Here is a 14,348-nt window from a genome sequence, read left to right as displayed (position 1 = left end):
TTGGTGTTTAAAGGGTCAGGGTCAGGCGCTTGATCAAGGCACCGGGAAGCAGATTGGATGAAGTATTGCGCTGCCCATAGGTGCTGGCCGACAGCAGCAGCTCGCGTTCCGCCGTCAGCGCTTCCAATTGCGAACCCAGCAAGCTGTAGACGCTGTCATCAAAGCGCATGGTGCTGATCGGCGCCTTGATTTTGCCGTCTTCTACCCAGAATGTGGCGAAGCGCGTCATGCCGGTCAGGCGCGCCGCCGGCAGGTCGGAGTAATTGAGGTACCACAGGTTGCTGATGTACAGCCCGGTGCCCAACTGTTTGAGGATATCGGCCTGGGCCAGGCTGCCCGCCGCCATCTGCAAGGCGCTGGGGGCTTCGTCGCTGCTGGCGCCGTTGGCGCTCAGGCCATACTCGGCGGCGCTGCGCGAATTGACCAGTCGGCCGTCGGCCTTGCCGGCGTTAATCAGGGTCACATCGCTGCGCGGGTAGCCTTCCGTGGAGAACGCCTGGCTCAGGGAGCCGCTGATCTGTTCATTCACGGTCACCAGCGGGCTCAGGTGCTGCTCACCGGCATACAGTCGTTGCAATGAGCTGCCCTTGCTGGCGATGGCTTGGGCGGAGAACCCACCCCAGGTGATGATGCCGATGATTTCTTCCAGCGCGGCCGGCGCCAGATAGGCGCGGTACTCTCCGGGCGGCAATGGGTGCAGTGGGCGGTCGAGGAACACCAATTGCTCGCGCGCCTGCTGCAAGCGCGCGGTGAACTCGGCGCTGTCCCAGGTGTGCCCGGCGTAGCTGGCTTTGACCGCTTCGCCATTGGCATGGAACAGGCTGAAATCGAAGTTGAAGCTATTGGCCTGGTGCCAGCCGAACGCGCCGTCGGAGCTGGCAAAGCCACGGCTGATCGGGCCGGCGGCGTAGATGCCGACCAGGTCTACGCCGGCGGCGGCCTGGCTGATGTCTTCCAACACCTGCGCCAGTTGGGGCAGTGGCCGCGCCTGTTCATTGCTGCTTTGCCAGGCGTTGTGGTTGAGCAACAGGTACGGGTCCGGCGGCAACAACGGCAAGGTTTCGCGCAGTTGCTGCAAGCCCTCGGCGAGGCGTTGGCGGTCCAGTTGCGGCTCGCCGGCCAGGGTAATGCCCAGGTCGGCATGCCGGCCGTTATTGATCAGTTTCAGGTTGAGGCTGGCCTGCTGCACCTGGCCGGCCTGGCGTACCTTGGCATGGTTGAAGCGCACGAACTCAGAGGCTTCCGCCGCGTAGCCGAGGTGAAATTGTTCCTTGTCGGTGACGGCCTGTTTGAGCCACTCCACCAGCGCCTTGAAATCATTCATCAGGCATCTCCCCCAAATACGTCGACATTGCTGAATACACAGGCCGGCGATGCATGGCCGACGCGGATCACCTGGTTGGGCTCGCCCTTGCCGCAATTTGGCGTGCCCAACACCTTGAAGGTGCTGGCGTCGCCCACGGCGCTGAGCTTGCGCCAGAACTGCGCGGAAATGGCGCGGTAGTTGGGGTTCTTCACCACACCCTTGAACTCGCCGTTTTCGATCAACTGGCCCCATTCGCAGCCGAATTGGAACTTGTTGCGTGCGTCATCAATGGACCATGAGCGGTTGGTCGACATCAGGATGCCGTTTTCGATGCCGCCCACCAGTTGTGCCAGGCTCTTGTCGCCCGCTTCGATATTCAGGTTGGCCATACGGTCGATCGGCGGGCGGTTCCAACTGCTCGCACGGCTGTTGGCCACGCCGCCCAGCCCGGCGCGAAATTGCGACAACGCCCCACCCAGCGGCTTGAGCAGCAGCCCCTCGCGGATCAGGAATTGCTTGCTGGCGCGGGTGCCGTCGTCGTCGTGGCTGTAGCTGGCGAGCTGCTCGGGAATGTCCGGGTCGAAGGTCACGTTGAGCAGCTTGGAGCCGTATTGCAGATGGCCGAAGTCGCTGGCCTTCACAAAGCTGGTGCCGGCGTAGTTGCGCTCGTCACCAAGAATGCGGTCCAGTTCCAGCGGGTGGCCGATGGATTCGTGGATCTGCAGGATCATCTGGTCGGGCATCAGCAGCAGGTCGCGCGGGCCCTGGGGTGTGTTCGGCGCCAGCAGCAGTTGCAGGGCTTCGTCGGCCACCCGTGGCGCCGCACCGACCAGGTCGAAGCGGTTGATCACATCAAAGCCGCCCTGCTGGCCGAAGTTGGTGCCGCCGAGGGTGCGGGTCTGGCTGTCGCTGCCATCAAAGGCGGTGACGTTGACGCCTGGGAAAACAAAACGCTGGGCCTGGCGCAGTTCGGCGCCGGCGGTGTTCAGGTAGATCTGCTCGACGTGGGTCATGCCCAGGCTCACGTCCCAGCTCACCAGGCGCTCGTCCCTGGGCACGGCGGCCGACGCGTCGCCCAGCAACTGGTAGCAATCGCTCAAGGACGGGAAGGGCTGGCCGAGGTCGGGCGACAGGTAATCGGCGACGTCGCTGGACACCTGTTGCTCGCGCAGGTCGAGCAACGCGTGGGGTTTGATGCGCCGGGCCTGCTGCTCGGCGCGCTCGAGGGCGGCTTGCAGGCCGGCAAGCGAGATATCGTTGGTCGCGGCGTAGGCTTCAACCCCGTTAAGGCGCACGGTGAGCATGGCGCCTTCGTCGTGGCTCAGGTGCGGCGGTTCGGCGACGTTCTTGCGTACCGACAGGTAGTGGCCGGATTCGCGGACGTAGCGCAGGGAGAAAAATTCGGCGGCGGTGCGCAGGGCACTGAAGTGTTTTTTGAGTGTGGCGTGGTGGTCGAACATGGGGCCTTCCTTGTGGGCGGCTCAGCGCGGGCAGGCAAACAGAGTAGGCCTGGGCTGGGGGCTGATCAAGGAAAGTGTAAAGGCAGGGGTGTGGTTTCTGGTCGGGCCTCATCGGGGGCAAGCCCCCTCCCACATTTGACTGTGTTTACACATCTGAATGGGTGAACACAGTCAGTGTGGGAGGGGGCTTGCTCCCGATAGCGGCGCCACGGTGTATCAGTTACTGCGCAATCTCACGCAACGGCTTGCCACGCACCGGCGCATCGCCCGCCACGTAGTAGTCGGCGGTGCTGCGCGGCAGTGGCTTGCGCCCACGAATCTTGTCGGCGATTTTCTCGGCGATCATGATCGTCGGCGCGTTCAGGTTGCCGGTGGTGATGATCGGCATGATCGACGCATCGACCACACGCAGGCCTTGCATGCCATGCACGCGACCTTCGCCATCCACCACGGCCATCTCGTCGGTGCCCATCTTGCACGAGCACGAAGGGTGGAACGCAGTCTCGGCGTGCTCGCGGATGAACCTGTCCAGTTGCTCATCGGTTTGCACCTCGATACCGGGGCTGATTTCGCGGCCACGGTACGGGTCCAGTGCCGGTTGCTGCATGATTTCACGGGTCAGGCGGATGCCATCGCGAAATTCCTGCCAGTCCTGTTCGGTGGCCATGTAGTTGAAGAGGATGCTCGGGTAGTCCCGTGGGTTCTTCGACTTCAGCTGGATACGGCCACGGCTCGGCGAACGCATGGAGCCCATGTGCGCCTGGAACCCGTGCTCTTTCACACCATTGCTGCCGTTGTAGTTAATCGCTACCGGCAGGAAGTGGTACTGGATATTCGGCCATTCGAATTCTTCACGGGTACGGATAAAACCGCCCGCCTCGAACTGGTTGCTGGCGCCGATACCGGTACCGTTGAACAGCCATTCGGCACCGATGGCCGGCTGGTTGTACCAGAGCAGCGACGGGTACAGCGACACCGGCTGGGTGCACGCATATTGCAGGTACAGCTCAAGGTGGTCCTGCAGGTTTTCACCCACGCCGGGCAGGTCGTGAACCACCGGGATGTCGAGGCTTTCCAGCAATTTGGCCGGGCCCACGCCGGAGCGTTGCAGCAATTGCGGCGAAGCGATGGCGCCGCTGCACACTAGTACTTCCTTGCGTGCACGGGCTTCAACGCGCTCTTCGGCGGCGCCGATCAGGTAACGCACGCCCACCGCGCGCTTGCCTTCGAACAACACCTTATCGGTGAGGGCGTGGGTGACGATGGTCAGGGTCGAGCGCTTTTTAGCCGTGTCCAGGTACCCGCGTGCGGTGCTGGCGCGACGGCCGTTGGGCGTGACGGTACGGTCCATCGGGCCGAAACCTTCCTGCTGGTAGCCGTTCAAGTCTTCGGTACGCGGGTAACCGGCCTGCACGCCGGCTTCGACCATGGCGTGAAACAGCGGGTTATTGCCGGCTTTAGGCGTGGTCACGCTGACCGGGCCATCGCCGCCGTGCCAATCGTTGGGGCCGATGTCGCGGGTTTCGGCCTTGCGGAAATACGGCAGGCAGTCGAGGTAGGTCCAGTCTTCCAGGCCCGGCAGTTTCGACCAGTTGTCGTAGTCCATGGCGTTGCCACGGATGTAGCACATGCCGTTGATCAGCGAAGAGCCACCCAGGCCCTTGCCGCGACCGCATTCCATCCGGCGGCCGTCCATGTGCGGCTCCGGATCGGTTTCGTAGGCCCAGTTGTAGCGACGGCCTTGCAGGGGGAACGCCAGGGCGGCAGGCATCTGGGTACGGAAGTCGAGGCGGTAGTCCGGGCCACCGGCTTCCAGCAACAGGACGGTGACGCCTTCGTCTTCGGTCAGACGGGTCGCCAGGGTGTTACCGGCGGAGCCGGCACCCACAATGATGTAATCGTATTCTTGGGACATTGGATGCACCCTCTTTGAGGTGGGGTCAGGTCGGGCCTCATCGGGGGCAAGCCCCTCCCACATTTGGAATGTGTTCACAAATCAAAGTGTGGGAGGGGGCTTGCCCCCGATGGCGGCCTCAAAGGCACTACAAATCTCGGGTGTTAGAACACCGAGGCGTAGTCGCCCAGCTCAACCTGTACCGATTTGATGCGAGTGAAGTTGTTCAGCGAGCTGATGCCGTTCTCACGGCCCACGCCCGACTGCTTGTAGCCACCCACCGGCATCTTCGCGTCGGACTCGCCCCAGGCGTTGATCCAGCAGATACCCGCTTCCAACTGATGAATCACGCGGTGGGCGCGGTTCAGGTCCTTGGTGACCAGGCCGGCGGCCAGGCCGAAGTCGGTGTCGTTGGCGCGGCGGATCACTTCTTCTTCAGTCTCGTAGGTGAGGATGCTCATCACCGGGCCGAAGATTTCTTCGCGCACGATCACCATGTCGTCGGTGCAGTCGGTGAACACGGTCGGTGCCACGAATGCGCCTTTGGCCAGGTCGCCCTCGGTCAGGCGGTCGCCGCCGCACAGCAGGCGGGCGCCTTGCTCTTTGCCCTTGGCGATATAGCCCAGCACGCTTTCCATATGGGCAAAGCTGACCAGCGGGCCGAAGTTGGTGTTTTCGTCTTGCGGGTTGCCGATGCGAATGCGCGCCACGCGCTCGACGATCTTGGCTTCGAACGCCGCTTGCAAATGCTTGGGCACGAACACGCGGGTGCCGTTGGTGCAGACCTGGCCGGAGCTGTAGAAGTTGGCCATCATCGCGGTGTCGGCGGCGCGGTCGAGGTCGGCATCGTCGAAAATGATCAGCGGGGACTTGCCGCCCAGCTCCATGGTCACGTCCTTGAGCGACGAACTCGACGCGCTGGCCATGACTTTCTTGCCGGTGTCGGTGCCGCCGGTGAACGAGACTTTCTCGATGCGCGGATGCTCGGTCAGCCAGGTGCCGACTTCACGGCCGCTGCCGGTCAGCACGTTGAACACGCCCGCCGGTACGCCGGCTTCGGTGTAAATCTCGGCCAGTTTCAGGGTTGTCAGCGAGGTGACTTCGCTGGGCTTGAAGATCATCGCGTTACCGGCCGCCAGCGCCGGTGCGGATTTCCACAGGGCGATCTGGATCGGGTAGTTCCACGCGCCGATACCGGCGACCACGCCCAGTGGCTCGCGGCGGGTGTAGACGAAGGCGGTGTCGCGCAGCGGGATCTGCTCGCCTTCGATGGCCGGCACCAGGCCTGCGTAGTATTCCAGCACGTCGGCGCCGGTGACGATGTCGACGTACTTGGTTTCGGAGAAGGCTTTACCGGTGTCCAGGGTTTCCAGGGCGGCCAGTTCATCGTTGCGCTCGCGCAGGATGTCGACGGCACGACGCAGGATGCGCGAACGCTCCATGGCGGTCATGGCGGCCCAGATTTTCTGGCCTTTTTCGGCGCTGACCACGGCACGTTCAACGTCGTCTTTGGTGGCGCGTTGCACTTGGGCGAGAACTTCACCGTTAGCCGGGTTGATGGCTTCGAAGGTGGCATCGCTGCCAGCGTCGCTGTAGCCGCCGTCAATGTAGAGTTTTTGCAGGTCGAAACGGGCCATAAAGTCCTCGCAAGTGCATAAGTGGTTGGCGTTACCCGCCGCACAAGGGGCGGCGGACGTTCAGGGGTTGAGCGGTTATAGGTGCTCTAACTCACCTGCTTGGCCAATTGGAAATCCATGTATTCGTGAGCGATGCGTTGCGCCTGCTCCGTATCGAAAGCGTCTCCCGACAGGGCACCGCGCAACCACAAACCGTCGATCAGGGCCGCCAGGCCTCGGGCTGCGCTGCGTGCCTCGGGCAACGGCAGCGTGCGGCGGAACTGGCAGCACAGGTTGGAATACAGACGCTGATCGTTGATCCGCTGCAACCTGTGCAAAGACGGGTGATGCATGCTGGAGGCCCAGAAGGCCAGCCAGGTTTTCATTGCCGGGCCGTTGACCTGGCTGGCGTCGAAGTTGCCGGCGACGATCACCTGGAGGTGAGCGCGTGGGCTGTCGTCTTTCAACGCCTGTCGACGGGCGTGGATGTTTTCCATCAGCACGCTCATCAAGTACTGCATCGTCGCTGCGATCAGGCCGTTCTTGTCCCGAAAGTAGTGACTGATGATGCCGTTCGAAACGCCGGCCAAACGGGCGATCAACGCAATGCTGGCATCTCCCATCCCGACCTGATCGATGGCCGTCATCGTGGCTTCGATCAATTGCTGGCGGCGTATGGGTTGCATACCGACCTTGGGCATGTAGCACCTCTCCTTAGGCCTGCCGACGGGCGATCACGTCCATCGGCTTGAAGGCCAGTCTATTTTGTTTTGATTGAACGTTCAATCAACAAAGAATAAGCTCTGCGACAAATCGTCGCTGCTGGCAGGTATTTCCTACTTGAAAGACAGCGACATCTGACACCTGGAAAACCCCGCAAACGCCCTATGCACCGCCTCGGCGGGGGCAGGGATTTTCGGGCTGTCTTTATAACACCCGTCCGTCGACTGCCGAAAAATCGATGGCGCGGGATAACCGTTGCCTTGTGTTTCTCTCTCGCACTGCCTGGAGCATCTGCGCCATGAGTTCTGCCTCTCTAATAAAGACCCCGCCGGAAAAGGTGCGGGTCAACGGTTGGGTGTTCTACACCTCCACCGCGCTGATTCTGTTGTTGACCGCCATCCTGATCATCGCCCCGCAGGAGGCCGGGCGCATGCTCGGCGTCGCCCAGGCCTGGCTTTCCAAAAGCTTCGGCTGGTACTACATGGTGGTGATCGCCGCTTACCTGGTGTTCGTGGTCGGCCTGGCGTTTTCGTCCTACGGCAAGTTGAAATTGGGCAGCAAGGACGACACCCCGGACTTCAGCTACGGCGCCTGGGCCGGGATGCTGTTTTCGTCGGGCATCGGCATTTCGCTGCTGTACTTCGGTGCGTCCGAACCGTTGGACCACTACTTCAACCCGCCCGAAGGCGCGGCGGCCAGCAATGGCGCGGCACGCCAGGCATTGCAACTGACCTTCCTGCATTGGGGCCTGCATGGCTGGGCGATCTACGCCCTGGTCGGCCTGGCCGTGGCGTACTTTGCGTACCGCCACAACCAGCCGCTGGCCTTGCGTTCGGCGCTGTACCCGCTGGTGGGCGAGCGGTGGGTGAAGGGCGCGGCCGGCCACGCGGTGGACGGTTTCGGCATGTTCGTAACCCTGCTGGGCCTGGTGACCAACCTGGGGATCGGCGCGATGCAGGTGTCGTCCGGGCTGGAAAACCTGTTCGGCATGCAGCACAACAACACCAACCTGTTGATCGTGATCATCGTGATGAGCACCGTGGCGACCATCGCCGCCGTGTCGGGGGTGGAGAACGGCATTCGTCGCTTGTCCAACCTCAACATCGTGCTGTTCAGCGGTTTGCTGATCTTTGTGCTGTTGTTCGGCCCCACCCTGCACTTGCTCAACGGCCTGGTGCAGAACACCGGTGACTACCTCAACGGCATCGTGCTGAAAACCTTCGACCTGTATGTGTACGCAGGCGATGGCGACAAAACCGAGCGCTGGATGGGCCTGTGGACCCTGTTTTACTGGGCCTGGTGGATTTCCTGGGCACCGTTCGTGGGCATGTTCATCGCGCGTATTTCCCGTGGCCGCACGGTACGTGAACTGGTGGCCGGCGTACTGCTGATCCCGCTGGGCTTCACCCTGGCGTGGCTGTCGATCTTCGGTAACTCGGCGCTGGACCTGGTGCTGAACCAGGGTGCGGTGGCGTTGGGCAAGACCGCCCTGGAACAACCCTCCATGGCGATCTACCAACTGCTGGAACATTACCCGGCGTCGAACATTGTTATCGGTGTGTCGATCTTCGTGGGCTTTGTGCTGTTCCTGACCCCGGCGGATTCCGGCGCGGTGATGATGGCCAACCTTTCCTGCAAAGGCGGCAACGTAGACGAAGATGCGCCGCACTGGCTGCGGATCTTCTGGTCGGCGGTGATCACCCTGGTGACCATCGGCCTGTTGTTTGCCGGTAACTTCGAAGCCATGCAGACCATGGTGGTGCTGGCGGGGCTGCCGTTCTCGGTGGTGTTGATTTGCTTTATGTTCGGTTTGCACAAGGCCATGCGCCAGGATGTGGCCATCGAACAGGAGCAGGCGCAATTGGCTGAACGTGGGCGCCGTGGTTTCAGCGAGCGCTTGACCGCCCTGGACCTGCAACCGAGCCAGGCCACCGTGCAACGCTTTATGGACAAACACGTGACGCCGGCGCTGGAAGAGGCCGCGACTGCGTTGCGTGAGCAAGGGCAGGATGTGCAGACGCTGCTGGGTAAATCCAAGCGTTGCATTGGCGTGCGCATCGAGATGGAGGAGGGCAACCCGTTTGTCTACGAAGTGAGCCTGGATGCTTACTCGGCGGCGCCGAGCGACGTGCCGGAAGAAGAACGCATCCGCTATTACCGGGCCGAGGTGTACCTGCACAACGGGCCTCAGGAGTACGACCTGATGGGCTTCGCCCAGGAACAGATTACCCGGGACGTGCTCGATCAGTTTGAAAGCCATCGGCAGCTCCTTGGCCGGGTCTATAGCTGACAGTTGAGCTTGGCAGTGCTTTAAATGTGGGAGGGGGCTTGCTCCCGATGGCAGTGTGTCAGTCAGTACCGCTGTTACTGATACACCGTCATCGGGAGCAAGCCCCCTCCCACATTGACCCTGTTTCTTCAGTGGGTTTTGCAGTGTGGGTCAGCCCAGGTTTTTGCCCAGCAGGGCATGGTAGAGCTCACTGTCGCCCAGAATTCCCACCACCTTGTTGTTGTCGTGCAACACCAGCTTGTTTCCCGTCTGGTAACGAATCTGCAACGCATCGCGCATGCCGATATTGGAGTCCACCAGCGTCGGCACGCGGCCCAAACCTTCCACGGCTTGCCCCGGTGCCCAGTTCTGCAGGTTCATCACCACGCCATTCTGGCGCGCGCCCTGAATGGTGTTGCCTTCGGCCAGGTCCAGCCATGAGTCGCCGCCCGGGTCCAGGCATACCGAGCCGTTGACGCGCGTGCAGTTGTCCAGCGTGCGCATCAGGCTGCGGCCGCACAGTACGTTCAGCGGGTTGGTATGGGCGACGAAGGTGCGTACATAGTCGTCCGCCGGGTTCAGCACGATCTCTTCCGGCACGCTGTACTGGATGATCTTGCCGTCTTTCATGATCGCAATACGGCTGCCCAGCTTGAGCGCCTCGTCGAGGTCGTGACTGACGAACACGATGGTTTTGCTCAGCTTGCGTTGCAGCTCCAGCAGTTCGTCCTGCAAGCCTTGGCGGATCAGCGGGTCGAGAGCGGAGAAGGGTTCGTCCATCAGCAGGATGTCGGCGTCCATCGCCAACGCGCGCGCCAGGCCGACGCGCTGCTGCATGCCGCCGGACAGCTCATCGGGCTTCTTGTTGCGCCATTGGGTCAGGCCCACCAGCTCCAGTTTCTCGTCCACCAGCTTGCGCCGTTCTTTCTCGGGGCGGCCCTGCATTTCCAGGCCGAAGCTGATGTTTTCGCGCACCGTCAGCCAGGGCATCAGGGCGAACTTCTGGAACACCATGGCGATGCGCTTGGTGCGCATCATTTTCAGCTCGGCCGGGGTGCACGAGGCGATGTCGATCTGGCGACCTTCATGCTCCACAAACAGCTGGCCACGGCTCACGGTGTTGAGGCCGTTGATGCAGCGCAGCAAGCTCGACTTGCCGGAGCCCGACAGGCCCATCAGCACGCAGATCTCGCCTTTCTCGATGTCCAGGCTGGCTTTTTCAACGCCGACGATCTGCCCGGTCTTTTTCAGAATCTCGTTACGGCTCATGCCCTGGTCCAGCAGCTTGAGCGCTTCGCGTGGGTCTTTGGAGAAGATCACGTCGACTTTGTCGAATCGGATAATGCTCATGCATCACCCCCTACTTTAGCGTCGGGTTGTTTGCAGATGCGGTCGAGCATGATGGCCAGCAACACAATCGCCAGGCCGGCTTCGAAGCCCAGGGCAATGTCGGCGGTGTTCAGTGCGTTGACCACCGGCTTGCCGAGGCCATCGGCACCTACCAGGGCGGCGATCACCACCATCGACAGCGACAGCATGATGCATTGGGTAATGCCGGCGGCAATGCTCGGCATGGCGTGGGGCAGTTCAATGCGCGAGAGCAACTGACGGCGCGAGCAGCCAAAGGCCTTGCCGGCGTCCATCAACTCTTGCGGTACATCGCGGATACCCAGGTAAGTCAGGCGGATGGGCGCGGCAATCGCGAACACCACCGTGGAAATCAAACCAGGCACCACACCCAGCCCGAAGAGGGTCAGGGTAGGGATGAGGTAGACGAAGGTCGGTACGGTCTGCATCAGATCGAGCACCGGCCGCATCATGGTGTAGAACATCGGTTTGTGCGCGGCAACAATGCCCAGCGGCACGCCGATGACCACGCAGACCAGCGTGGCGAACAGCACCTGCGCGAGGGTCTCCATGGTTTCCTGCCAGTACCCCAGGTTGAGGATCAGCAGGAAGGAGGCGATGACAAAAACAGTCAGTCCCCATTTACGTTGAATAAAGTGAGCCAGCAGCGCAATCAGACCGATCAATGCCAGCGGATTGAACCAGGTCAGCGCAAACGTCACGCCGTGGATCATCGTTTCCAGTGTCGATGCGATTGCGTCGAAGTAGTTGGCGCCGTGTTGGGTCAACCATTCGACGAAGGCAGCGATGTACTGGCCTAGTGGGATTTTCTGTTCAGTCAGCATGGTAGTGAATGTCCACATGCGAAGAGGGAAACGTCCCGGGCCAGCGCACCGGCCCGGGGTCAGCAGGTATTACTTGGCGAGGTAAGCTTTGACTGCATCGAGCCCTGGTTTGCCATCAACGGTGGTGACACCGGCGAGCCAGGTGTCGAGCACTTGCGGGTTCTTTTTCAGCCAGGCCTTGGCGGCGGCGTCGGCCTTCATTTTGTCGTCCAGGACGTTACCCATCAGCGTGCTTTCCATGTCCAGCGTGAACACCAGGTTTTTCAGCAACTGACCCACGTTGCTGCATTCCTGGGTGTAGCCCTTGCGGACGTTGGTGTAGATGGTGGCCTGACCGTAGTTGGGGCCGAACGAGTCGTCACCGCCGGTCAGGTACTTCATCTTGAAGCGGGTGTTCATCGGATGCGGTTCCCAGCCCAGGAACACGATGGCCTGGTCGCGCTTGGAGGCGCGTTCGACCTGGGAGAGCATGCCGGCTTCGCTGGACTCGACCACCTTGAAGCCGGCGGTTTTGAGGCCGAAGGCGTCTTTGTCGATCAGCGTCTGGATGGTGCGGTTGCCGTCGTTACCTGGCTCGATGCCGTAGATCTTGCCACCCAGCTCATCCTTGAATTTGGCGATGTCGGCGAAGTCTTTCAGGCCTTTGTCGTACAGCGCCTGTGGGACCGCCAGGGTGTACTTGGCGTTCTCCAGGTTGGCGCGCACGGTTTCCACGGTGCCCGCATCACGGTACTGCTTGATGTCGTTTTCCATGGTCGGCATCCAGTTGCCGAGGAAGATGTCCATGTTCTTGCCGTCAGCCAGTGACTTGTAGGTCACCGGTACCGAAATCATCGTGGTGCGCGGCTTGTAGCCCAGGCCCTTGAGGATTTCGCTGGTGGTCGCGGTGGTGACGGTGATGTCGGTCCAGCCGACATCGGAGAAGTTGACGGTCTTGCACTGTTCCGGTTCTGCAGCGTGCGCCATGACTGGCAGACTCAGCATGGCGGCCAACAACAACGAGGGTGAACCTTTCATCTGGGTAGACTCCTGTGTTTTTTCTGGCGGCCTTCGCCGCGCTTTATAAGTGTTGCGGTTGGAGCGTGCGACAACAGCTCTGCCACGGTGCCTTGCAAACGAGTCGAGACTGATCATGTACCAGTGAAAATCTGACGCCTACAGGGTGCGTCGTATCCAGTACAGGGAGGGTCGTATCCAGTGTTGGTGACGTCGTTTACAGCTTTTTCCCAAGGTAAAACCACGGGATTTGCTCATCTGCACCGCAAAAAACGGCCAAAAACAGTGTTCGCATGCAAGCGACGCTGGTGAGCATGGGTGCGTCGGTGTGAGACGCCGTGACGGGCAACAAAAACTGGATGATGCCGCCATCTGGGCGATCTGAGCGTAGCACCTCGTTCAAGCCTGGCCGCGCTTATCGAGGAGTTCTACCGCAATGGCTATCAGCGTTTTCGACCTGTTCAAGATCGGCATCGGGCCTTCGAGTTCTCACACCGTCGGCCCCATGCGCGCCGCGGCGTTGTTCGTCCAGGCACTGCGTGGGCGCGAATGGTTGGAACAGGTTCGGCGTGTCGAAGTTCAGCTGTACGGCTCATTGTCGGCCACCGGCATCGGCCATGGCAGCGACACCGCCACCATCATGGGCCTGATGGGCGAATGGCCGGACGCGATCGACCCCTCGCAAATCGGCCCACGCATCCATACCCTGCGCGAAACCGACACCCTGCTGCTGGACGGGCGTTTGCCGGTGCCGTTTGTGTGGGCCCGGGACATGCGCCTGCTCGATGAAAACCTGCCGTTCCATCCCAACGCCATGACCCTGGTGGTGTATGGCGATGACGGTGAGCTGCACCGCGACACTTACTACTCGGTGGGCGGCGGTTTTGTGGTGGATGAAGCCCAGGCCCAAAGCGGCGTGGCGGACATGGACCGCACCGAACTGCCCTATGACTTTTCCAGCGCCGTGGAGCTGTTGCACCTGTGCAAGACCCACAACCTGCGCGTCGCCGAGTTGATGCTGGCGAATGAAAAGGTCTGGCGCTCCGAAGAAGAAATCCGCAGCGGCTTGATGAAACTCTGGCGTGCCATGCAGGACTGCGTGGAGCAGGGCCTCAAGCACGAAGGCATCCTGCCTGGCGGCCTGAACGTGCGCCGTCGCGCGGCCAAGTTGCACCGCAGTTTGCAGGAGCTGGGCAAACCCAATGTGATCGGCTCGACCCTCAGCGCCATGGAGTGGGTCAACCTGTTCGCCCTGGCGGTCAACGAAGAAAACGCCGCCGGTGGGCGCATGGTCACCGCACCCACCAATGGCGCGGCGGGCATCATCCCGGCGGTGCTGCACTACTTTATGAAGTTCAGTGAAGAAGTCACCGAGGCCAATGTGGTCGACTACCTGCTCGGCGCGGCGGCGGTAGGGATCCTGTGCAAGAAGAACGCTTCGATCTCCGGCGCCGAAGTCGGCTGCCAGGGTGAGGTGGGTTCGGCGTGCGCGATGGCTGCGGCGGGGCTCGCGGAAATCCTGGGCGCCACGCCGGAGCAACTGTGCAACGCCGCCGAAATCGGCCTGGAACATAACCTCGGCCTGACCTGCGACCCGGTGGGCGGGTTGGTGCAAGTGCCGTGCATCGAGCGCAACGCAATCGCGGCGGTCAAGGCGATCAACGCCGCGCAAATGGCCCTGCGTGGCGACGGCCAGCACTTTATCTCCCTGGACCGGGTGATCCGCACCATGCGCGATACCGGCGCAGACATGCATGACAAGTACAAAGAGACGTCGCGGGGTGGCTTGGCGGTCAGCGCGGTTGAGTGCTGAGACCGGGTCGCCTGCATCGCGGTGGTTCAGGCGACACTGCTCATAAAGTGAACACCCAAGCCAAAAGCGCCACCTTTTA

10 protein-coding genes are annotated in these 14,348 nt (G+C 61.6%); 2 read left to right on the top strand and 8 right to left on the bottom strand.

Going from position 1 to position 14,348, the window contains the following annotated elements; genetic code table 11:
* Positions 1 to 7: 7 nt before the first annotated feature.
* The 5 genes from KSS96_RS26575 to betI form a co-directional block, all read right to left on the bottom strand.
* On the bottom strand, positions 8 to 1,324 hold the full coding sequence (locus tag KSS96_RS26575; RefSeq protein ID WP_217855499.1) for a TldD/PmbA family protein: 1,317 nt from the start codon (positions 1,322 to 1,324) through the stop codon (positions 8 to 10).
* Positions 1,324 to 2,766 (bottom strand): TldD/PmbA family protein, encoded by a 1,443-nt coding sequence (locus KSS96_RS26570; RefSeq protein ID WP_065879345.1) that lies wholly within the window; start codon positions 2,764 to 2,766, stop codon positions 1,324 to 1,326. The genes KSS96_RS26575 and KSS96_RS26570 overlap by 1 nt, the downstream gene beginning before the upstream one ends.
* A 220-nt stretch (positions 2,767 to 2,986) precedes the next feature.
* Positions 2,987 to 4,681: a choline dehydrogenase gene (betA, locus tag KSS96_RS26565; RefSeq protein WP_068938114.1), complete on the bottom strand. Its 1,695-nt coding sequence runs from the start codon at positions 4,679 to 4,681 to the stop codon at positions 2,987 to 2,989.
* 143 nt (positions 4,682 to 4,824) lie between these two features.
* Positions 4,825 to 6,297, bottom strand: coding sequence for a betaine-aldehyde dehydrogenase (gene betB / locus KSS96_RS26560; RefSeq protein WP_065879347.1), 1,473 nt, complete (start codon positions 6,295 to 6,297; stop codon positions 4,825 to 4,827).
* Between the two features lie 86 nt (positions 6,298 to 6,383).
* On the bottom strand, positions 6,384 to 6,977 hold the full coding sequence (betI, locus tag KSS96_RS26555; protein ID WP_003176593.1) for a transcriptional regulator BetI: 594 nt from the start codon (positions 6,975 to 6,977) through the stop codon (positions 6,384 to 6,386).
* Positions 6,978 to 7,354: 377 nt separating this feature from the next.
* Here betI and KSS96_RS26550 point away from each other — a divergent pair, with 377 nt between their 5' ends.
* Positions 7,355 to 9,289, top strand: coding sequence for a BCCT family transporter (locus tag KSS96_RS26550; RefSeq protein WP_223271450.1), 1,935 nt, complete (start codon positions 7,355 to 7,357; stop codon positions 9,287 to 9,289).
* A gap of 150 nt (positions 9,290 to 9,439) precedes the next feature.
* On the opposite strand, the gene choV is transcribed toward KSS96_RS26550, so the two are convergent.
* The 3 genes from choV to KSS96_RS26535 form a co-directional block, all read right to left on the bottom strand.
* Positions 9,440 to 10,618, bottom strand: a complete 1,179-nt coding sequence (gene choV / locus KSS96_RS26545) for a choline ABC transporter ATP-binding protein (RefSeq protein ID WP_017531046.1) — start codon at positions 10,616 to 10,618, stop codon at positions 9,440 to 9,442.
* Positions 10,615 to 11,460, bottom strand: coding sequence for a choline ABC transporter permease subunit (gene choW, locus KSS96_RS26540; RefSeq protein WP_010207125.1), 846 nt, complete (start codon positions 11,458 to 11,460; stop codon positions 10,615 to 10,617). Before choW ends, choV begins: the two co-directional genes overlap by 4 nt.
* Positions 11,461 to 11,529: 69 nt before the next feature.
* Positions 11,530 to 12,477: a choline ABC transporter substrate-binding protein gene (locus KSS96_RS26535; protein ID WP_017531047.1), complete on the bottom strand. Its 948-nt coding sequence runs from the start codon at positions 12,475 to 12,477 to the stop codon at positions 11,530 to 11,532.
* 415 nt (positions 12,478 to 12,892) lie between these two features.
* On the opposite strand from KSS96_RS26535, the gene KSS96_RS26530 reads away from it, so the two are divergent.
* Complete coding sequence (locus tag KSS96_RS26530; RefSeq protein ID WP_065879348.1) at positions 12,893 to 14,269, top strand: L-serine ammonia-lyase; 1,377 nt, start codon at positions 12,893 to 12,895, stop codon at positions 14,267 to 14,269.
* Positions 14,270 to 14,348 lie beyond the last annotated feature (79 nt).

It is taken from the genome of Pseudomonas asgharzadehiana (assembly GCF_019139815.1).
Lineage (GTDB): Bacteria > Pseudomonadota > Gammaproteobacteria > Pseudomonadales > Pseudomonadaceae > Aquipseudomonas > Aquipseudomonas asgharzadehiana.
This window is presented reverse-complemented; position numbering and strand designations above follow the sequence as displayed.

Excerpts from the sequence above, each read along its gene's own strand:
- KSS96_RS26575 (WP_217855499.1), bottom strand. The coding sequence starts at position 1,324 with ATGAATGATTTCAAGGCGCTGGTGGAGTGGCTCAAACAGGCCGTCACC.
- KSS96_RS26570 (WP_065879345.1), bottom strand. The coding sequence starts at position 2,766 with ATGTTCGACCACCACGCCACACTCAAAAAACACTTCAGTGCCCTGCGC.
- betA (WP_068938114.1), bottom strand. The coding sequence starts at position 4,681 with ATGTCCCAAGAATACGATTACATCATTGTGGGTGCCGGCTCCGCCGGT.
- betB (WP_065879347.1), bottom strand. The coding sequence starts at position 6,297 with ATGGCCCGTTTCGACCTGCAAAAACTCTACATTGACGGCGGCTACAGC.
- betI (WP_003176593.1), bottom strand. The coding sequence starts at position 6,977 with ATGCCCAAGGTCGGTATGCAACCCATACGCCGCCAGCAATTGATCGAA.
- choV (WP_017531046.1), bottom strand. The coding sequence starts at position 10,618 with ATGAGCATTATCCGATTCGACAAAGTCGACGTGATCTTCTCCAAAGAC.
- choW (WP_010207125.1), bottom strand. The coding sequence starts at position 11,460 with ATGCTGACTGAACAGAAAATCCCACTAGGCCAGTACATCGCTGCCTTC.
- KSS96_RS26535 (WP_017531047.1), bottom strand. The coding sequence starts at position 12,477 with ATGAAAGGTTCACCCTCGTTGTTGTTGGCCGCCATGCTGAGTCTGCCA.
- KSS96_RS26530 (WP_065879348.1), top strand. The coding sequence starts at position 12,893 with ATGGCTATCAGCGTTTTCGACCTGTTCAAGATCGGCATCGGGCCTTCG.